Below are 18018 nucleotides of genomic sequence, written 5' to 3' on the forward strand. Positions count from 1 at the left end.
ATTGCCGGTTATCGCGCTGATAACCAGCAACATGCTCCGGTATATGCCCGTTCGACTGACCAGTCAGTCAGCGACGGGGCTCGCGCGCGCTCTCGCCTTGTCGTCTCCGCCCGCCTCGCTCATCGCCCCCGCCCGCCTCGCTCATCGCCTCTGCTCGCCTCGCGCCGCTCGCGTTTTTTTTCGGCCTCACGGGTCCTCCGCGTTCGCGTCGGCCTCACGTCTCGCCCGCGCTCGACGCCGACGGTCCCGAACGCGCGACGGCCGGAACGAACGGCTTTTCACGGGTGCTCGCGGATCCGTTGGTATGAGCGACGACTCGGGCATGTCGGGCCACGCGCGCGGCGTGGTCGTCACGACGATCTGCTGTCTGGCGGGGATCGCCGCCGGCGTCGTCTCGGCCGCCTACGTGGGCACGACCGTGGCCGCCGCACAGAGCACGACGGTCGTGCTGGTCCTCGGCGCGTTCGTGCTCGCCCAGTTCCCGCTGTACAAGGTCATCGGCGTCGGCGACTTCGGCGTCAAGGACAACCTCTACGTGGCGTTCCTGACGTTCACGCTGTGGTTCATCAGCTACACCGTGCTGGCCACGTCCGGCGTGCAACTGGTGGCGTGAGATGGCGGACGACAGCATCGCCGTGGTCGACCTCGACAGGTGTCAGCCCGACCGGTGTAACTACGAGTGCGCGAACTACTGCCCGCCGAACCGGACGGGCAAGGAGTGCATCACCGAGCGCGGCGAGGACGCGGTCGAGGGCGACCCGGACCAGATCCACATCTCCGAGGAGATCTGTCTGGGCGAGACCTGCGGGATCTGCGTCGAGAAGTGCCCGTTCGACGCGATCGAGATCATCAACCTCCCCTCCGAGCTCGACGAGGACCCGGTCCACCGCTACGGCGAGAACGCCTTCTCGCTGTACGGGCTTCCGACCCCCGAGCCGGGCAACGTCACCGGCATCCTCGGCCCGAACGGGATCGGGAAGTCGACCGCGATCCACGGGCTCGCCGGCGAGATGGTCCCGAACCTCGGCGACCACGAGGCGGAGGCCGACTGGGACCGCGTGCTCGACCGGTTCCGCGGCACGGGGCTTCAGAACTACCTGAAATCGCTGAAGGCGGGCGACGTGAGCGTCTCCCGCAAACCCCAGTACGTCGACCAGATCCCGAAGCAGTTCGACGGCAACACCCGCGAGCTGCTGGAGCGCACCGACGAGCGCGGCGCGCTCGACGAGCTGATCGAGCGGCTCAACATCGCCCCGGTGATGGACCAGGACATCGACTCCATCTCCGGCGGGGAGCTCCAGCGCGTCGCCATCGCGGCGTGTCTCGCCCGCGACGCCGACTTCTACTTCCTCGACGAGATCACCCCCTATCTCGACATCGGCCAGCGGATGATCGTCGCCCGGCTCATCCGGGAGCTGGCGGACGACGACGCCGCCGACCGCTCGATGCTCGTCGTCGAGCACGACCTCGCCATCCTCGACCTGCTCGCCGACACCCTCCACGTCGCCTACGGGGAGCCCGGCGCGTACGGGGTCATCACCGATCCCAAGTCGGTCCGCAACGGGATCAACGAGTACCTGAAGGGGTACCTCGACAACGAGAACATGCGGATCCGCCCCTCCGCGATCACCTTCGAGGAGCACGCGCCCCGCGTCGCCTCGCGCAGCGAGACGCTGGTGGAGTACCCCGACCTCTCGAAGTCGTACGGCGACGGCGAGTTCGAACTGCACGTCGAGGGCGGCGAGATCAACCACTCCGAGGTGCTCGGCGTCGTCGGGCCGAACGGGATCGGGAAGTCGACGCTCGCGAAGCTGTTCGCGGGCTCGCTGGAGCCGGACGAGGGCGCGCTCGACTTCGCGCTCGACATCGCGTACAAGCCGCAGTACATCGAGATCGACCAGCCGATGCGCGTCGACGCGTTCCTCTCCTCGATCACCGACGAGTTCGGCTCCTCCTACTGGAACACGGAGGTCGCCCAGCCGCTCCAACTGGAGCGGATCATGGAGCAGAACCTCGCGGACCTGTCGGGCGGCGAGCGCCAGCGCGTCGCCATCGCGGCCTGTCTCTCCGAGGACGCCGACCTCTACCTGCTCGACGAGCCCTCCGCGCACCTCGACGTCGAGCAGCGCGTCCGCGCGACGACGGCGATCCGTCGGTACGCCGAGAACCACGACGCGACCGTGATGGTGATCGACCACGACATCTACATGATCGACCTCCTCGCCGACCGCCTGATGGTGTTCGACGGCGAGCCGGCCGAGCGCGGTCGCGCCGCGCCGCCGCAGGACATGCGCGACGGGATGAACGAGTTCCTCGCCGACCTCGACATCACCTTCCGCCGCGACGAGCGCACGGGCCGCCCCCGGATCAACAAGCCGGGTTCGCAGCTCGACAGCAGGCAGAAGCGCGAGGGCGAGTACTACTACTCCGGATGAGGGAAGGCCTCACCGCCGGACCGATCCGCCGTATCGAAGCGATTAAGCACGGAACCCGCGAACGGCGGGGTATGCAACACCTCATCATTCGCGGCGACCCCGGGATCCGGCGGGACGCGGTGATCGAGTACGAGGGCGAGGAGCTGGTCTGTTTCGGCATCAACGTCCAGGGCGGCTGGCACGGCCCGGACGAGCCCCAGCTCTGGTGCACCGTCGGCAGCGAGGACGAGCGCGAGGCGTACGACAAACGGGAGTACGTACCGCACTGGCTCGACGTTGACGCGGTCGACGCCGAGGAGGTCGAGGTGCTCAGCGAGAAGGGCGAGCTCGCGGTCTGAGGTCGCGGCCTGTTCTACGCTACGCTCCGCCCTACACCGGCGGGTCCGCCAGCCACGCCTCGATCGCGCCGGCCATCGCGCCGCGGCGGTGGACCGTCCCCGCTTCCGGATCGACGACGGTGCTCTCCGTGCCGGGCGTCTCGCCGTCGTCGATCACCGCGCCGACCCCCTCGCGGATCCGGTCGTCGAGGTCGGCGGGGTCGGTGACGCTACCCGTTCCGGAGACGTTCGCGCTCGTCGCGGTGAGCGGGCCGGTCTCACGGAGGAGCGCCCTCGCGACCGGCTGGTCGGGCACGCGGATCCCGACCCGGTCGCTCCCGGCGGTGAGCGCGTCGGGCACCGCGTCGCCGCGCTCGATGACGACCGTCACCGGGCCGGGGAGGAACGCCCGGGCGAACGCGACCGCGAACTCGGTGGGGCGGGCGTAGCGAAGCGCGTCGTCGACGCTCGCGACGCCCAGCGAGAGCGGCTTCGACCGGTCGCGGCCCTTCAGCTCGAAGGCGCGCTCGACGGCGTCGGCGTCGAGCGCGTCGGCGCCGAGCCCGTACACCGTCTCCGTGGGGTAGACGACGGGCTCGCCGTCGGCGACCGCCGCGGCCGCCCGCCGGACGTCGTCACGGCGGCTCGCGGCGTCGCGTCCCGGGTCCGCGTCGCGTCCGGGATCCGGCTCGGATCCGGGCCGAGGCTCCCGATCGTCTGTGTCGTCCGTCACGGCCGACCGTTCGGCCGCGATTTAAAAAAGGATGACGTGTGTGGGCGACGCGGTCGCACGGCGGAGACCGTCGTCGGGACCAGTCGAACCGGCGTCGACGAGGCCTCGGTCGAGCCGATATCGACGACGGTCTCAGTCGACGAGCCGACCGATCGCGTCGTCGATCGCCTCGGCGTCGGGGAACTCGGGGTGCTCGCTCGCGACCCACGCGTACTCGACGGTGCGGTCGGCGTCGAGGAGGAACACGGCCGGGCGCGTCTCGGTGATCCCGGTCATGCCGTCGATGTCGTGAGCGACGCCGTACTCCTCGATCACGCCCGCGCCGGGGTCCGAGAAGATCCGGACGTCCTCGCCGCGCTCGGCGAGCAGGCGCTTGTGGGCGTACGGCGACGAGATCGAGAGGCCGACCACGTCGAGGTCGTCGGCCCACCCGTGGTCGTCGATCGTGTTGTAGAGGTAGGTCGCCTGGAAGGCGCCGTCCATCGGATGGAAGACGAGGAGCGTCGGCCCGTCGACGACGTCGTCGAGCGCGCGGTCCTCCCAGTACTCCTCGTTCACGAGAGGGCGGGTGAAGTCGGGCGCCGCGTCGCCCTCGGCGACGTGGTCCGTCTCGGGCAGGGAGACGACGTCGAAGTCGGGCATCTCAGGCACCTCCCTCGTCGACTGCGCGGCCCCCGTCGGTCGCCGCGTCGTCGACTGCGCGGCCCCCGTCGGCCGCCGCGTCGCCGTACGTCCCTTCGAGGTACTCCACGATGTTCGCGCTCTCGGACATCGTCACCCCGGTCTCGCGGTCGACGATCGCCGGGACGCTCCGGGCGCCGGAAACGCGCTTGACGACGTTCCGCTCCGAGTGCATCGGCTCGACGTACCGGGACTCGTACTCCAGGCCGAACCGGTTCAGGGTCCGGACGACGCGCTCGCAGTACGGGCACGCCTGTAACCTGTACAGGGTGATCTGTGGCTCCGTCATGGGCGTCGATTCGACCGCGGGACGTGTAATCGTGTCGGCCGCGGCACGCTCCGCGCTCGCCCGGCGCGATCGAGAGCGATCCGCGGTCCGTCTCGCCGCCGACCGCCAACCGCCGACCGCCGACCCGTTCCGCCGCCGACCGCCGGTTCGCCCGCTCGTCCGGGTCGCCGAAGGTAATCCTTTAACCATCCGCCGCCGGAAGACGAATGAATATGGGCTTGTCGTCGAGCACGCTGACAGCCGGTCTGCTACAGCTGCCGATGCCGGGGGAGAACGCGGTGACGGTCCTCGGCGTCCTCGCCATCCTGACGCTGATCGGCCTGTCCGCGTTCTTCTCCTCGTCGGAGATCGCGATGTTCTCCCTCCCGCAGCACCGCGTGGACAGCCTCGTCGACGAGGGGGTCACGGGCGCGAAGACGATCCGCGACATGAAGGAGAACCCCCACCGGCTGCTCGTGACGATCCTCGTCGGCAACAACATCGTCAACGTCGCGATGACCTCCATCGCGACCGCGCTGTTCGGATTCTACCTCTCCAGCGGGCAGTCCGTGCTGGCGACGACGTTCGGGATCACCACCCTCGTCCTGATCTTCGGCGAGAGCGCCCCCAAGTCCTACGCCGTCGAGAACACCGAGTCGTGGGCGCTCCGGATCGCCCGCCCGCTGAAGGCCTCGGAGTACGCGCTCTACCCGCTGGTGGTGCTGTTCGACTACATCGTGAAGGGCGTCAACAGCGTCATCGGGGGCTCCGCGGCGATCGAGTCGACGTACGTCACCCGCGACGAGATCCAGGACATCATCGAGACGGGCGAGCGCGAGGGCGTCATCGAGGAGGAGGAGCGCGAGATGCTCGACCGCATCTTCCGGTTCAACAACACCATCGCCAAGGAGGTGATGACGCCCCGCCTCGACGTCACCGCGGTCGCGAAGGAGCAGCCGGTCGAGGAGGCGATCGAGACGTGCATCCAGGCCGACCACGAGCGCGTCCCCGTCTACGAGGGCAACCTCGACAACATCATCGGCGTGGTGACCGTCCGGGACCTCGTCCGCGAGCTGCGCTACTCCGAGGGCGAGCCGTCGCTGGCGCGGGTCGTCAAGCCGACGCTGCACGTCCCCGAGTCGAAGAACGCCGACGAGCTGCTCGCGGAGATGCAGGAGAACCGCCTCCAGATGGTCACCGTCATCGACGAGTTCGGCACCACGGAGGGGATCATCACCCTCGAAGACATGGTCGAGGAGATCGTCGGCGAGATCTTGGAGGGCGACGAGGAGGCGCCCGTCGAGTTCCTCGAAGAGAACGTCGCGGTCGTCCAGGGGGAGGTGAACATCGACGAGGTCAACGAGATCCTCGGCATCGACCTCCCGGAGGGCGAGGAGTTCGAGACGCTCGCCGGCTTCGTCTTCAACCGCGCCGGCCGCCTCGTCGAGGAGGGCGAGGAGATCAATTTCGACGGGGTCCGGATCCGCATCGAGCGCGTGGACAACACGCGGATCATGTCGGCGCGCGTAACGGTGCTCGACGTCGACGAAGAGGGGGCCGAGAAGGGCGGGGCCGGCGAGGCCGAAACGGCGCCCGACGACGCGGTATAAGTCGCCCGTACGCATCGTTCGGGCGATGGCGATCACTTGTGAGTCGTTGCTGTCGCCGGTGCGGTGAACTCCCCCAAAGCCTCAGCCGCTCGGCTGTACGTCGTGGCCGTCGCTGGTGCGGTACACACCTCCAAAGCCCCAGCCGTGAGCGGGACGCACGCTCGCTGCGGTCCTCAGTCGGTCGCTATCGCTCCCTCCTTGCGGTCCTTTCGTCGCCTGCGTCCCGCTCACGGCTGCCCCTTTGAGTCCCACTCCGACCGCAACCGCACGGCACCTCACGCCTCCCCAGCCTCGTCGCTGGCGGCTGTCGCCGCCAGCGACTCCCTCGCGCGGTGCTGCTCGGCCGCGGAGCGGCCTCGCAGGCACGCGCCGCCGCACTATTCATTTATAAACAGTTGTCGTCGATCGCCCGTGCCGTGTTCGAACCCCTACCCCTCTCTCAGCCTCTCATCGCCCCTCACACCGCGTACGCCCGGGCGGCCGCGACGAGCGCCTTCCGGTAGTCGCTCTCGGAGGGGTCGGGACCGAGCCCGAGGAAGCGCTCCTTGAACGCGTCGACGTCGACCGCGTCGGTGTCGCTGCCGGCGGCGCGCGCGAGGTCGTAGATCCGGTGGTCTCGTCCGGCGATCTCGTGGCGCTCGACGAGGGCGAGCGCGAACGCGGCGTTGACCGCGGTGATCTCCGGGTCGGCGCCGGCCGTCACGGGCGGCGAGCCGTCCCGCGAGACGGCGGGGCGGTCGGCGACAGCGGCCGCGAGGGTGGACTCCAGGAAGCCGAGGAGCTTGTCCGCGGGCGCGACGGAGAGGGTGATGTCGTCGGCGTAGATGTCCTTCATGTGGTTCGCGATCTGGTAGCAGTGCGCGAGCTTGCGGCGCTCCACCTTTTCGCCCGAGAGGCCCAGGTAGAGCGCCTCCTCCGTCGACTGGACGTGCGAGGCGTGGCCCTCCTCGTAGCGGGCCATGTGCGAGAGCTCGTGGACGGCCAGCTCGCGGGCCATCGCGCTGGTGGCGGCGCGCTTCGAGACGTTGAGGACGTGGTAGCCGTCGTAGTGGCCGGCCCACGTCCGCTCGTCGGGGTCCTCGCGCACCTTCACGTGAACCGGATCGTCGAGGGACCACTCGGTCTCGAACAGGTCGGCGGCGCCGAGGAACGGATCGGGGGGAACGTCACCCTGCACGCGGAGATCCATGCGTACCGTTCACACGACGGCGGGCGGTAAGTTTCTTGCGCCCCTCGGCGCGGACCGCCGAGCGCGGCGGTCGCCTACTCGCGCACGGCGCCCACGACGAGGTAGACGATCGGGGTGTCGAGGACGGCGATCGCGAGCTTGAGGAGGTATTGCCCGAGGCCGAGCGTGAGGAGGAGCGACGGCGCGAACGGCTCCCCGGTCCCGAGCAGGACCGGCGCGACGTAGAACGCGACGCCGACGAAGATCACGGTGTCGATCGCCTGACTCGTCGCGGTCGAGGCGATGTTGCGGAGCCACAGCAGCCCCTCGCCGGTGCGGTCGCGGATCGCGTGGAAGACGAACACGTCCCAGTTCTGGCTCACGACGTACGCGAGCAGGCTGCCGGCGACGACGCCAGTCGCCGGCGCGAGAGCGGTGTCGAACGCGGCCGAGATCTCGGGATTCACGCCGGGGGCGGCGAGCGTCGACCACACCAGCGCGAGGACGAGGAAGTTCGCGAGGAACGCGACGTTGACGACCACCTGCGCGGCGCGGCGGCCGTACAGCTCGGCGTAGCAGTCGGACGCGAGGAACGTCAGCGCGTACGCGAGCGCGGCGCCCGGCAGGGTGATCTCGGCGCCGACGACCGGGAGCGCGACCGGGAGCGGCAGCGCGAGCACCTTCGCGGCGGTGAGCTGCGCGGTCGCTAGGGCGACGACGAACAGGGTGATCAGCCCGACCGCGGCCACCGCGGAGCGGTCGAGCGGGTCGGCCGCGAAGGGGCCGCCGCTCCGGGCCTCTCCCCGCGTCCGGCTACTCATCGCTCGCCTCGTCGCCGTGGTCGGCGTCGCCCCCGTCGATGTTGCCCCCGTCGACGCCGCCGGTGTCGAGCCGGCCGTGCCGCGCGTCGATCTCGTCGAGGCGGTCGAGCGTCTTGCGGATCGACGCCCGGACCGCGTCGCTGCGGTTCACGAACTTCCCGTCGTCGCCGACGTGCTCGTCGAGGTCGTCGAGCAGTTCGCCGGGGATCTCGACGCTGATCTTGGGCACGGGTCACTCACCCTCCGGGGACGCCATCGTCCGATCGGCCGTCTCCGGCCGCTGGAATACTCTCATGATACTATCACGGGATTATCGTCGGGGTGATTAAAGCGCACCGTTCCGGACGCAGTACCGTCGCGTCGCGGGATGCGACGCCGTCGCGTCGCCCGATCGCGGGACGCCCCGTCGGCGCGCCGCGATCGAACGCCTTTCATAGGCCCGATGGTCGATATTCGCCGACTATGGTCCAACGAGAATCGTGGGCGACGCGGGCGGGGTTCATCCTCGCGGCGGCGGGCAGCGCCGTGGGACTCGGAAACGTCTGGCGATTCCCCTTCCTCACCGCCGAGTCAGGGGGCGCGGCGTTCCTCGTCGCGTACCTCCTGCTCGTCGTCGGGGTGGGGTTACCGCTCGTGCTGGCGGAGTTCGTGATCGGGCGGCGGTCGAACCGCAACGTGATCGGGGCGTTCGAGGCGCTCGGCCGCTCGAACTGGCGGTTCATCGGCGGCCTCGGCGCGCTCGCCGGCTTCGTCATCCTGTCGTACTACAGCGTGGTCGGCGGCTGGGTGATCCAGTACATCATCGCGAGCGTCACGGGCGCGTACACCAGCGACCCCGCGGCGTACTTCGAGTCGGTGTCGGTCGGAGCGAACGCGATCGCCTTCGACGCGCTGTTCATGGCGTTCGTCGCCGGCATCGTCGTCCTCGGCGTCCGCAACGGCCTCGAACGCGCGGCGAAGTTCATGATCCCGAGCGTCGTCGTCCTGCTCGTCCTCCTCGCCGGCTACGGCGCGACGCTGGAGGGCGCGGCCGAGGGGTACGCCTTCTACCTCTCGCCGGACGTCTCGACGCTGTTCGGCGACGCGCTCGCGCTGCTGCCCGACGCGGCCGGACAGGCCTTCTTCACCCTCTCGCTCGGGATGGGCGTGATGGTCACGTACGCCTCCTACCTCGGCGAGGACCGCAGTCTGCTCAACGACGGTCTGATCATCCTCGTCGTCGACACCTCCATCGCGCTCTTAGCCGGCCTCGCCATCTTCCCGTTCCTGTTCTCGCAGGGCGTCGATCCGGGGACGGGCGGCCCGGGAACGGTGTTCGTGGCGCTCGGGACCGCGTTCGCGGAGTTCCCGGCCGGTCGGGCCGTCGGCACGGTGTTCTACGTCGCGCTGTTCATGGCCGCGGTCACGAGCGCGTTCAGCATCCTCGAAGTGATCGTCGCCTACGTCACCGAGACGTTCGACGTCGACCGGAAGCCCGCGACCGCCGGTGTCGCGGTCGCGATCTTCCTCCTGGGGATCCCGACGGCGATCGACCTGCGCTACCTCACCGCGTACGACGTGCTCGCCAACCAGGTGCTGCTCATCGGCGGCGGACTCCTGCTCGCGGTCTTCGTCGGCTGGGCGTACGCCGCCGAGGGGACCGAGGAGCTCCGGACGGGGATGCGCGGCGGCGACGCGCTCGGCGCGGTCTGGATCTGGCTGCTCCGAGTCCCGATCGTCCTGATACTGTTGTACGTCCTCTACTTCGGCGTGCTGGCGACCGTCGACGCGATGGGGGCGGCGCTGTGAGCGCTCGGACGCGACGGCGGTGCGGACGCGACTGACGGACGGGACGCGCGGGCGGAGTCGGCGTGCGGTACCGAAGACTGCGCGCGGTACCGAAGACTGCCCTCCTCGCTCCCGACTGGGGAAAAAGCCCCACGGTGTCGGGGGCTCGGGCTTATCGAACTCGCGTCGCAACGATCGGACGCCGATGGACGAGACGACCATCGGCGACGGTTGAGCGGTACTCGTCACCGACGGTGTGTCCCGCTCCCTGTGGGACGCGCCCGTTACCCCCACGCCGCCCGTGAGCGACCCACCGCGGCGCGTCCCGCGGTCCTGACATCCGTGGGGTGCGCCCCGGGTCTCGACGACCCCGCTCTTCGTACTCCCGCTCGGTACCGACCGGTCCGCGCTCGACGAACCGGACCCGATCGCGACGCGTCGACGTCCCTCCGCTCGGACGGGTCCGTCGTCGTCGTCCGAGGCGTGCCACCGCCACCCACGCGAACGCCGTAGCGAAGCGGTTAAGGGCGAACCGCGGGAAATACGGCCAACTCGCTGGTGCGGACACAGCGGGCACTCGCCGCCGGGCGCCCGTCGACGCCGACGCGAACGTCGCCGTCGACGCGGTTGACACCCCGGGACGAGACGACATGTGGCCGCCTCGCGGCTGAATCGCAACCGTCCGCGGACAACATATGGCACGAAGCTTCTACTCGCACATCAAGGAGGCGTGGCGGTCCCCCAAGGAGGGGAAACTGGCGGAGCTGCAGTGGCAGCGCAAACAGGAGTGGCGCGACCAGGGCGCCATCGAGCGCATCGAGCGCCCCACTCGGCTGGACAAGGCCCGCGAGCTGGGCTACAAGGCCAAGCAGGGCGTCATCGTCGCCCGCGTGAGCGTCCGGAAAGGCGGCTCGCGCAAGCAGCGCTTCACGGCGGGTCGCCGCTCGAAGCGCCAGGGCGTCAACCGCCTCTCGCGCCGCAAGTCGATCCAGCGCATCGCCGAGGAGCGCGCCTCGCGGAAGTACCGCAACCTCCGCGTGCTCAACTCCTACTGGGTCGGCGAGGACGGCTCGCAGAAGTGGCACGAGGTCATCCTCGTGGACCCCGCCCACCCCGCGATCGAGAACGACGACGACCTCGGCTGGATCACCTCCGACGACCACCGCGGGCGCGCCTTCCGCGGGCTCACCTCCGCCGGCACGAAGGGCCGCGGCCAGCGCAAACGCGGCAAGGGCACGGAGAAGACCCGGCCGAGCGTCACCGGAAACGACCGCCAAGGCAAATAACGGTTCGCCGCCTGCGGTCGCAATCGACTTCTCTCGTTTATCAGTTGCGTAGCGGCGACGTCGAGCAGAGCTCTCGTGTCTCGAATCTCTCTGCTTCAGAACGTCCTCTTCTGAAACGGCGGGTCACCCAACGGGCATCCTGATCGATAGGGGGAGTGAGTGTTGCAGATCGGCGGTGGCGGTTCGGTATTTAAATAGCCGTGAGCGACGGCGACGATCACTTATAAATAGACGTGGCGGTGGCGCGCCCCGGCGAGCGGCCCGAAGGGCCGCGAGCCGACGGTGCGAGGGACGCGGTGAGCGCTCACAGAGCGCGAACCGCGAGGCTGGGGAGGCGTGAGGCTGCCGTGCGGTTGCGGTGGGTGGGACTCAAAGGGGCAGCCGCGCTCGGCGAACCCCAGCGACGAAAGGACCGCAAGGAGGGAGCGTTAGCGACCGACTGAGGACCGCAGCGAGCTGTGGGAGCCGAGCGCGGCTGGGGCTTTGAGGGTCTTCTCCGCAGCAGCGTCGATCAGGTATAAACCACCAACAGCAACACCACGTTCCGACTTATAAACGATCTCTCTCACAACGTACTATACCCACTCTCGCTGTTACTCACCGCTATTCCTGCATTGATTGTGACCGAAGTAGCGGTTTCGACTACGACGGGTTTCAGCAGTATAAAAAGGCAAAACCGGGGGAACGCAAGCGTGTGTGTTCGGGTGACGATGCGCGGTCGGAGCAGGTATGGGGGAGCTGTGACCTACCGAATCGTCACATCGCACCGCCCATGCCGCCCATGCCGCCCATGCCGCCGCCGGGCGCGCCGCCCTCGTCGTCGTCGCTGGCGGTCGACAGGTCGCCCGCGGAGATGATGTCGTCGATTTTCAGGACGAGGTTCGCGGCCTCGGCGGCCGAGGAGATCGCCTGCTCCTTCGCCTGCGCCGTCTCCACGACGCCGGCCTCGGCGGTGTCCTCGACCTCGCCAGAGAAGACGTTCAGCCCGGCGTGCGCGTCGCCCGCCTCGTGGGCCGCGCGCAGGTCGACGAGCAGGTCGATGGCGTCGAGCCCGGCGTTCTCGGCGAGCACGCGGGGAATCAGCTCCAGCGAGTCGGCGAACGCCTCGACGGCGAGCTGCTCGCGGCCGGAGACGGAGTCGGCGTAGTCGCGGAGCCGGCGGGCGAGCTCGACCTCGATGGCGCCGCCGCCAGGGAGCGTGCGGCCGTCGGAGACGGTCGTCGCGACGACGTCGATGGCGTCCTCGATGCCGCGTTCGAGCTCGTCGACGACGTGGTCGGTGGTGCCGTACAGCAGGAGGGTGACGCCGTGGGCGTCCTCGCCCTCGACGTAGAACAAGCCCTCCTCCTCGTCGCGCTCGATCGAGCCGACCGCGAGGTCCTCGGCGGTGAGCGAGTCGAGGTCGGTGACGATCGGCGCGCCGAGCACGTTCTTCAGGAAGCTCAGGTCGGACTTCTTCGTCCGGCGGACCGCGAGGATGCCCTCCTTCGCGAGGTAGTGCTGGGCGAGGTCGTCGATCCCCTTCTGACAGAAGACGACGTCGGCGCCCGACTCGACGATCTTGTCGACCTTCTCCCGGAGCTGCTCTTCCTCCTGGTCGAGGAACTTCTGGAGCTGGTCCGGGGAGTCGACGTTGACGGAGGTGTCGACGTCGGCCTCCTCAACCTCGATCGGGTCGTTGAGGAGGAGGACGTCGGCCGACTCGAAGTCGGTCGGCATGTCGTCGTGGACGGGGTCCTTGTCGATCACTGCACCCGAGAGGAGCTCCGACTCGCCGGCCGCGCGGCCGGTGCGGGTCTCGATGTTGAGGTTCGCGAGGTCGACGACGTGCGAGCCGTCGTCGGCCTCGACGGTGACGCCCTGGATGGCGCGGACGACGAGGTCGGCGAGGGTCTCCTTGTCGAGCTCGGCGCCCTTGCCGGTCATCGACGTCTCGGCGACGTTCTTCAGCGTCTCCGTGTCGTCGGGCTCGACGCGCGTGGCGACCTCGTCGACCTGCTCGCGGGCGTACTCGCTCGCGAGGTTGAAGCCCTTGATCACCGCCGTCGGGTGGATGTCCTGTTCGAGGAGGTCCTCGGCGTTCTTGAGGAGCTCGCCCGCGATCGCGACCGCGCTCGTCGTGCCGTCGCCGGCCTCGTCCTCCTGGGTCTCGGCGACCTCGACGATCATCTCGGCGGTCGGGTTGTCGATGTCCATCGTCTGCAGGATGGTGACGCCGTCGTTCGTGATGGTGACGTCGCCCGTCGAGTCGACGAGCATCTTGTCCATCCCTTTCGGTCCGAGCGTCGAGCGTACGGACTCGGCGACGCCGCGCGCCGCGGAGATGTTGTACTCCTGTGCGTCCTTGTCCTGGACGCGCTGGGCGTCGTCGCCCATGATGATCATCGGCTGACCCTGCTGCATTCGCTGACTCATACAGCGTTTGATTGATTGTGATTCTATATAAATCCGTCGTTGAGGAGCGATCGGTCGTCGCCGCGATCGACGGTGTATCGTTCCCGAAAAACGCCCGACTACGCGGCGATTAGTTCGATTTTGTGCGAGTAGTTAGCATGGCACTTCACGGCGATTCCGTCGCCTCTGCGGCATTATTTATATACTACGTCGACGCGTCGGAAGGCGGACGCGCGGGAAGAGCGTCGCTCTCGGCGCGTGAGACGGCTGGCGGGTCGCTCGCGGCGAGTAACTATATTCGCAAAATCGAAGACGGCGTTCGGTCGCGAGCGTTCACCGACCGAGCTCGTCCCCGTCGAGATACTCCGAGTCGACCTCGTCGAGCGTCGGCTCCGGCGGCTCGTCGGCGGCGCTGAGCTCGCGTTCGTTGAGCCGGCTCTCCAGCTGCCGGCGCTTGTCTCTCCCTTTCCGCTCGCGACCCGATTTCGTGTCTGGCATCGTCACCCGTGTCAACTCTACCCATGCATATGAGTCTTATGTCGGCCTCTGAGAACGTCGACTATACTGATGGAGACCACATCTTGCGACGCGGGTCGTACGGGTAGAAAACGCCGGGAGGAGGATTCAAACCGAAATCAGACGTGTTCGCTCGCATCGTTCGCTACGCGCGACTGGTTGGGTTCAAATCCTCGTCCGGGTTCGTCGACGCCGGACTCGCTCCTCGCTCCGCTCCTCGCTCGTGATCGGCGTCGACAAAGAACGCCAGGAGAGGGATTTGAACCCCCGATCCCGGAAGGGAACACGCTTTCCAGGCGTGCGCCTTACCACTCGGCCATCCTGGCTCACGCCGAGATAATCCGGTGCGACTGTTAAGTCCTTCTTTTCACGCGCTTCGCACGCAGACGGTGTTCGGTCGCGTAGGCGATTCCGCCGGACGCGACGGCGACGGCCGCGGCGAGACCGACCACGCCGCCGTACCCGACCGGGAGGTCGCCCGCGACGATCAGGAACCCCTGCGCGAGCACGACGAACCCGAACCCGCCGACGAGCCCCCACAGGGCCGCCGACTTCGCCCTGGCGCGCTTCGCCGGCCGCGCGGCGGGGGCGTCCGAGCGACCTCCCGCCTCGCGTTCGTCGCCCTCGCTCCCGCCCTCGTCGCCCTCGGCGGTCATCTACTCGACGGCGGCGACCGCCTCGATCTCGATCCCGACGCCCTTCGGGAGCGCGCCCGCCTGTACCGCCGACCGCGCCGGCGGCGACTCGTCGAAGTAGTCCGCGTACGTCGCGTTCATCTCGTCGAAGTCGTCGATGTCGGCGAGGAAGACGGTCGTCTTCAACACGTCCGCCGGCGCCGCGCCCGCCTCGTCGAGCACGGCGACGAGGTTGTCGAGGGCCCGCTCCGTCTGTTCCGCGATCGGCGCGTCGCCGAGGAGCTCGCCGTCGGGCGTCAGCGGGATCTGCCCGGCCGTGAAGACGAGCTCGCCGTTCGTCGTCGCCTGGCTGTACGCCCCGACCGCCTCGGGCGCCGCGTCGGTGTGAACGATCTCCTTCATGTACCCCCTCGTTCGGCGGGCCGCCCTAAGAGTGCCGGGGACCCGAGCGAACCCCCCCCTCCGACCGCCGTTGGGCATATATTCCTCGCCTGCTAACACACACCATATGACGGGTGGCAACCTCCTTCCGGTCGCCGCGGTGTTCGTCGGGGTGCTCGCCGCCAACGTCGTGCTCGCGTGGCTCCTCGCGAGGCGGAACTGGGACCCGCCCGAAGCGCTCGGCTCCCCGGGTGACTCGTCGCCGTCGGAGTCGATTCTGGAGGAGGACTCCGACTCCGACGGCGCCGCGGCCGCCGGGCCGGAGTTCGCCGTGGGCGCCGACGCCGGCTCGACGGCGAGCGGGACCGACCCGGACGGGGACCCGCCGCCGCTCGACGCCGACGGCGAGACCGTCGTCTGCCGGCACTGCGGGGCCGAGAACCGGCCGGACTTCCGCTACTGTCGGTGGTGCGTCCGGTCGGGGTTCGCGGGCGACGGCTCGGGCGCCGCCGGGGGGTCGGCGGTGACCGAGCGCTCGCTGTGAGCGCGGCCGGTCGGTCCGAGCCGAGTCGGCGTCGGCACGGACCCGACCGGCGCTAGTCCGCGTCCACGCGACAGCCGCCGGAGTAGTCGATCCCGTCGATCGTCTCGATGCCGTCGTCGCCGCACACCGGACAGTCCGGATTCCGGCGGTAGGGCACCGTCTCGAAGCTCAGGTCCATCGCGTCGTAGAAGAGGAGCCGGCCGTCGAGCGTCTCGCCCGCGTCGAGCAGGAGTTTGATCGCCTCGGTCGCCTGGATACACCCGACCGTGCCGGGGAGCACGCCGAGCACGCCGGTCGCCGCGCAGTCGGGGACCGTCCCGGGCTCGGGCGCCTCGGGGAACAGACACCGGTAGCAGGGGCCGTCGGGGACGAGCGTCGTCGCCTGCCCCTCGAACTTGTAGATCGCGCCGTGGACGACGGGCACCCCCTCGATCCGGGCCGCGTCGTTGACGACGTACCGCGTCCGGAAGTTGTCCGCGCAGTCGACGACGACGTCGTGCCCGGCGAGCAGGTCGCGCACGTTCCCCTCGTCGAGGCGCGTCTCGTGCGTCTCCACGTCGATGTCGGGGTTGAGCCGGTCGACGTACCTGGCCGCGGACTCGACCTTCGGCTCGCCCACGTCGGCGTCGCCGTGGACCACTTGCCGCTGGAGGTTCGAGCGCTCGACGACGTCGTCGTCGACGATCCCGAGCGTCCCCACGCCGGCGGCCGCGAGGTACTGGATGACGGGCGCGCCGAGCCCGCCCGCTCCAATGACGAGAGCGCGGCCGTCGAGGAGGCGTCGCTGTCCCTCCGGGCCGACCTCGTCCATGATGACGTGCCTGGAGTACCGGTCGAGCTGGTCGGCGTCGAGCGAGAGACTCATGGGTCGACGTGGGCGGGGCGACGGTATAATCGTGTTCCCGAGCGCACTCCATCGTTGCTGGTGTGGCGCCGACTGCGGTGAACACCGCCAGAGCCCCAGCCGCTCGGCGATACACGGTTGATCCCGGTTCGGTAGTGAACACCGCCAAAGCCCCAGTCGTCGAGGACGGCGCACGCTCGTTGCGCGCTTCGGTCGCTCGCGTTGCTCGCTCCCTCCAGTGCTTACGTCGCCTGCGCCGTCCTCGACGACTGCCCCTTTGAGTCCCACCCATCCGCGACCGCACCGCAGCCTCACGCCTCCCCAGCCTCGTCGCTGGCGGCTGTCGCCGCCAGCGACTCCCTCGCGCGTGCACCTCGCGCCCTGCGGGCGCTCGGCGGCACGCGCCGACCGCGAGTGCGACCGTGTCAGCGTCGACATCGACTACTCGTCGCTCGGGTACGTCGGGAGCCGAGCGGACTGCGCGCTGCCCTTGACCGACGCGAAGGGGAGGTCGGCGCGAGCCGCCGCGACCTCGTCGCCGTCGACGCGCACGGTCACGGGGTCGAGGGCGGCGTCGTACCGGACCAGCGCCAGCGCGATCGGGTCGCCCGAGGCGGGCCCGACCGCCGCGCGAGTCACCTCGCCGACGGCCTCGTCGCCGGCGAAGACCGCCGCGCCGGGGGTCGGCAGGACCTCGTCGTACCCCTCCGGGTCGGCGTCGCCGTCAATCTCGGCGGTCGCGTCCGCGAGCCCGTCGAGCGTCAGCCCGACGAGGCGGCGGCTCGGACGGCCCTGGTTCTCGACGCGGGAGACGACCTCCTGGCCGACGTAACACCCCTTCTCGAAGTCGAGGGCGTTGCGGAGGCCGAGGACGTTCGGCACCGTTCCCTCCAGCTCGTACTCGAAGAGCGGCGTGCCCGCCTCGGCGGAGAGCGCGTCCCACGTCCGGTAGCCGAACGGGGCCGCGTTGAGCCCGCGGTTGATCAGCGTGTCGAACACCTCCTCGGCGTGGTCGGCCGCGCAGACGACCTCGTATCCCTCCTCGCCGAGGGGCGCGTCGGTCGCGATCACGGTGACGCCGGCGTCGACCATCGAGCCGCGGACGAACGAGAGGGGCGTTTCCGGGGCGCCCGGCCCGCCGAGCACGGAGGCGATCTTCTCGGTCGACTTCGGGCCGTGGACGCCGAACACGCCGAACTCGTCGGAGGCGTCCTCGACCGTCACGTCCTGGATGAACACCTTGCTCGACCAGTCCTCGGCGACGTCGGCGATGCGCTCTGGCGGGAGGAAGACGAGCAGGCGCTCGTCGGCGTTGTACACGTACATGTCCGTCTCGATGCCGCCCTGCGGGTCGAGCAGGAGCGCGTACGCGCCCCGTCCGTCCTCGGCCGGAACGCGGTTGGAGACGGCGTTGTCGACGAACTCGACGCGGTCGTCGCCCGTGATCGCGAGGACGCCGTACCCCATCTCGATGACGCCGACGACGTTGCGGACCGCCTTCCCGACGCGCTCTGGCTTCCCGTAGTGGTCGACCACCCGACGGCCGCCGCGGTCGCGGTACGTCGCGCCGTGGGCGCCGTGCGTGCCGGAGACGAGAGTCATACCCCAAACGAGGCCG

At 69.3% G+C, this 18018-nt stretch carries 19 protein-coding genes and 1 tRNA gene; 7 read left to right on the forward strand and 13 right to left on the reverse strand.

Translation table 11 applies throughout. The features are described 5' to 3' along the window. Positions 1 to 304: 304 nt before the first annotated feature. The 3 genes from ACFQMF_RS10055 (at position 305) to ACFQMF_RS10065 (ending at position 2773) form a co-directional block, all read left to right on the forward strand. Positions 305 to 613, forward strand: a complete 309-nt coding sequence (locus ACFQMF_RS10055) for an EMC6-like membrane protein (protein ID WP_256409114.1) — start codon at positions 305 to 307, stop codon at positions 611 to 613. 1 nt (position 614) lies between these two features. Then, positions 615 to 2435, forward strand: coding sequence for a ribosome biogenesis/translation initiation ATPase RLI (locus ACFQMF_RS10060; protein WP_256409115.1), 1821 nt, complete (start codon positions 615 to 617; stop codon positions 2433 to 2435). Between the two features lie 71 nt (positions 2436 to 2506). Further along, entirely contained in the window at positions 2507 to 2773 is a 267-nt protein-coding gene (locus ACFQMF_RS10065; protein ID WP_256409116.1) for an HAH_0734 family protein, read from the forward strand. Between the two features lie 31 nt (positions 2774 to 2804). On the opposite strand, the gene ACFQMF_RS10070 is transcribed toward ACFQMF_RS10065, so the two are convergent. From ACFQMF_RS10070 to ACFQMF_RS10080, 3 genes are all read right to left on the reverse strand, one after another. After that, positions 2805 to 3485: an L-threonylcarbamoyladenylate synthase gene (locus ACFQMF_RS10070; RefSeq protein WP_256409117.1), complete on the reverse strand. Its 681-nt coding sequence runs from the start codon at positions 3483 to 3485 to the stop codon at positions 2805 to 2807. A 132-nt stretch (positions 3486 to 3617) separates the two neighbouring features. Further along, entirely contained in the window at positions 3618 to 4127 is a 510-nt protein-coding gene (locus ACFQMF_RS10075; RefSeq protein ID WP_256409118.1) for a redoxin domain-containing protein, read from the reverse strand. Position 4128: 1 nt separating this feature from the next. Next, complete coding sequence (locus tag ACFQMF_RS10080; RefSeq protein WP_256409119.1) at positions 4129 to 4455, reverse strand: glutaredoxin family protein; 327 nt, start codon at positions 4453 to 4455, stop codon at positions 4129 to 4131. A gap of 212 nt (positions 4456 to 4667) precedes the next feature. Between ACFQMF_RS10080 and ACFQMF_RS10085 the strand changes: the two genes are divergently transcribed. Continuing rightward, the gene (locus tag ACFQMF_RS10085; protein WP_256409120.1) at positions 4668 to 6044 is read left to right on the forward strand and encodes a hemolysin family protein; all 1377 of its coding nucleotides are present in this window, start codon (positions 4668 to 4670) and stop codon (positions 6042 to 6044) included. 457 nt (positions 6045 to 6501) lie between these two features. Here ACFQMF_RS10085 and ACFQMF_RS10090 read toward each other — a convergent pair whose 3' ends face one another. The 3 genes from ACFQMF_RS10090 to ACFQMF_RS10100 form a co-directional block, all read right to left on the reverse strand. Continuing rightward, a complete protein-coding gene (locus ACFQMF_RS10090) occupies positions 6502 to 7233 on the reverse strand; it encodes a DUF5781 family protein (RefSeq protein WP_256409121.1) in 732 nt (243 codons plus the stop codon). A 74-nt stretch (positions 7234 to 7307) separates the two neighbouring features. After that, on the reverse strand, positions 7308 to 8033 hold the full coding sequence (locus tag ACFQMF_RS10095) for a queuosine precursor transporter (RefSeq protein WP_256409122.1): 726 nt from the start codon (positions 8031 to 8033) through the stop codon (positions 7308 to 7310). Beyond that, on the reverse strand, positions 8026 to 8262 hold the full coding sequence (locus ACFQMF_RS10100) for a ribbon-helix-helix domain-containing protein (RefSeq protein WP_256409123.1): 237 nt from the start codon (positions 8260 to 8262) through the stop codon (positions 8026 to 8028). The genes ACFQMF_RS10095 and ACFQMF_RS10100 overlap by 8 nt, the downstream gene beginning before the upstream one ends. Positions 8263 to 8495: 233 nt before the next feature. Here ACFQMF_RS10100 and ACFQMF_RS10105 point away from each other — a divergent pair, with 233 nt between their 5' ends. Next, positions 8496 to 9821, forward strand: coding sequence for a sodium-dependent transporter (locus tag ACFQMF_RS10105; protein ID WP_256409124.1), 1326 nt, complete (start codon positions 8496 to 8498; stop codon positions 9819 to 9821). Positions 9822 to 10495: 674 nt separating this feature from the next. After that, complete coding sequence (locus ACFQMF_RS10110; protein ID WP_256409125.1) at positions 10496 to 11086, forward strand: 50S ribosomal protein L15e; 591 nt, start codon at positions 10496 to 10498, stop codon at positions 11084 to 11086. Between the two features lie 756 nt (positions 11087 to 11842). On the opposite strand, the gene thsB is transcribed toward ACFQMF_RS10110, so the two are convergent. The 5 genes from thsB to ACFQMF_RS10135 form a co-directional block, all read right to left on the reverse strand. After that, positions 11843 to 13489: a thermosome subunit beta gene (thsB, locus tag ACFQMF_RS10115; protein WP_256409270.1), complete on the reverse strand. Its 1647-nt coding sequence runs from the start codon at positions 13487 to 13489 to the stop codon at positions 11843 to 11845. A gap of 324 nt (positions 13490 to 13813) precedes the next feature. Beyond that, positions 13814 to 13978 (reverse strand): hypothetical protein, encoded by a 165-nt coding sequence (locus ACFQMF_RS10120; RefSeq protein WP_256409126.1) that lies wholly within the window; start codon positions 13976 to 13978, stop codon positions 13814 to 13816. 262 nt (positions 13979 to 14240) lie between these two features. Then, a tRNA-Ser gene (locus ACFQMF_RS10125) sits at positions 14241 to 14322 on the reverse strand. 27 nt (positions 14323 to 14349) lie between these two features. Beyond that, positions 14350 to 14652: a hypothetical protein gene (locus ACFQMF_RS10130; protein ID WP_256409127.1), complete on the reverse strand. Its 303-nt coding sequence runs from the start codon at positions 14650 to 14652 to the stop codon at positions 14350 to 14352. Continuing rightward, a complete protein-coding gene (locus ACFQMF_RS10135) occupies positions 14653 to 15033 on the reverse strand; it encodes a Rid family detoxifying hydrolase (RefSeq protein WP_256409128.1) in 381 nt (126 codons plus the stop codon). Between the two features lie 106 nt (positions 15034 to 15139). Between ACFQMF_RS10135 and ACFQMF_RS10140 the strand changes: the two genes are divergently transcribed. Beyond that, positions 15140 to 15556: a zinc ribbon domain-containing protein gene (locus ACFQMF_RS10140; RefSeq protein ID WP_256409129.1), complete on the forward strand. Its 417-nt coding sequence runs from the start codon at positions 15140 to 15142 to the stop codon at positions 15554 to 15556. A 52-nt stretch (positions 15557 to 15608) separates the two neighbouring features. Here ACFQMF_RS10140 and ubaA read toward each other — a convergent pair whose 3' ends face one another. Both ubaA and ygfZ read right to left on the reverse strand, forming a co-directional pair. Then, the gene (gene ubaA / locus ACFQMF_RS10145) at positions 15609 to 16421 is read right to left on the reverse strand and encodes an SAMP-activating enzyme E1 (protein WP_256409130.1); all 813 of its coding nucleotides are present in this window, start codon (positions 16419 to 16421) and stop codon (positions 15609 to 15611) included. 420 nt (positions 16422 to 16841) lie between these two features. After that, complete coding sequence (gene ygfZ, locus ACFQMF_RS10150) at positions 16842 to 18002, reverse strand: CAF17-like 4Fe-4S cluster assembly/insertion protein YgfZ (protein WP_256409131.1); 1161 nt, start codon at positions 18000 to 18002, stop codon at positions 16842 to 16844. Between the last annotated feature and the right edge of the window lie 16 nt (positions 18003 to 18018).

Source organism: Halorubrum rutilum (assembly GCF_042665015.1).
Taxonomy (GTDB): domain Archaea; phylum Halobacteriota; class Halobacteria; order Halobacteriales; family Haloferacaceae; genus Halorubrum; species Halorubrum rutilum.

Bases quoted from the DNA above. Each gene is read 5' to 3' on its own strand.
- ACFQMF_RS10055 (WP_256409114.1), top strand. From the start codon at position 305: ATGAGCGACGACTCGGGCATGTCGGGCCACGCGCGCGGCGTGGTCGTC.
- ACFQMF_RS10060 (WP_256409115.1), top strand. From the start codon at position 615: ATGGCGGACGACAGCATCGCCGTGGTCGACCTCGACAGGTGTCAGCCC.
- ACFQMF_RS10065 (WP_256409116.1), top strand. From the start codon at position 2,507: ATGCAACACCTCATCATTCGCGGCGACCCCGGGATCCGGCGGGACGCG.
- ACFQMF_RS10075 (WP_256409118.1), bottom strand. From the start codon at position 4,127: ATGCCCGACTTCGACGTCGTCTCCCTGCCCGAGACGGACCACGTCGCC.
- ACFQMF_RS10080 (WP_256409119.1), bottom strand. From the start codon at position 4,455: ATGACGGAGCCACAGATCACCCTGTACAGGTTACAGGCGTGCCCGTAC.
- ACFQMF_RS10085 (WP_256409120.1), top strand. From the start codon at position 4,668: ATGGGCTTGTCGTCGAGCACGCTGACAGCCGGTCTGCTACAGCTGCCG.
- ACFQMF_RS10090 (WP_256409121.1), bottom strand. From the start codon at position 7,233: ATGGATCTCCGCGTGCAGGGTGACGTTCCCCCCGATCCGTTCCTCGGC.
- ACFQMF_RS10095 (WP_256409122.1), bottom strand. From the start codon at position 8,033: ATGAGTAGCCGGACGCGGGGAGAGGCCCGGAGCGGCGGCCCCTTCGCG.
- ACFQMF_RS10105 (WP_256409124.1), top strand. From the start codon at position 8,496: ATGGTCCAACGAGAATCGTGGGCGACGCGGGCGGGGTTCATCCTCGCG.
- ACFQMF_RS10110 (WP_256409125.1), top strand. From the start codon at position 10,496: ATGGCACGAAGCTTCTACTCGCACATCAAGGAGGCGTGGCGGTCCCCC.
- thsB (WP_256409270.1), bottom strand. From the start codon at position 13,489: ATGCAGCAGGGTCAGCCGATGATCATCATGGGCGACGACGCCCAGCGC.
- ACFQMF_RS10120 (WP_256409126.1), bottom strand. From the start codon at position 13,978: ATGCCAGACACGAAATCGGGTCGCGAGCGGAAAGGGAGAGACAAGCGC.
- ACFQMF_RS10130 (WP_256409127.1), bottom strand. From the start codon at position 14,652: ATGACCGCCGAGGGCGACGAGGGCGGGAGCGAGGGCGACGAACGCGAG.
- ACFQMF_RS10135 (WP_256409128.1), bottom strand. From the start codon at position 15,033: ATGAAGGAGATCGTTCACACCGACGCGGCGCCCGAGGCGGTCGGGGCG.
- ACFQMF_RS10140 (WP_256409129.1), top strand. From the start codon at position 15,140: ATGACGGGTGGCAACCTCCTTCCGGTCGCCGCGGTGTTCGTCGGGGTG.
- ubaA (WP_256409130.1), bottom strand. From the start codon at position 16,421: ATGAGTCTCTCGCTCGACGCCGACCAGCTCGACCGGTACTCCAGGCAC.
- ygfZ (WP_256409131.1), bottom strand. From the start codon at position 18,002: ATGACTCTCGTCTCCGGCACGCACGGCGCCCACGGCGCGACGTACCGC.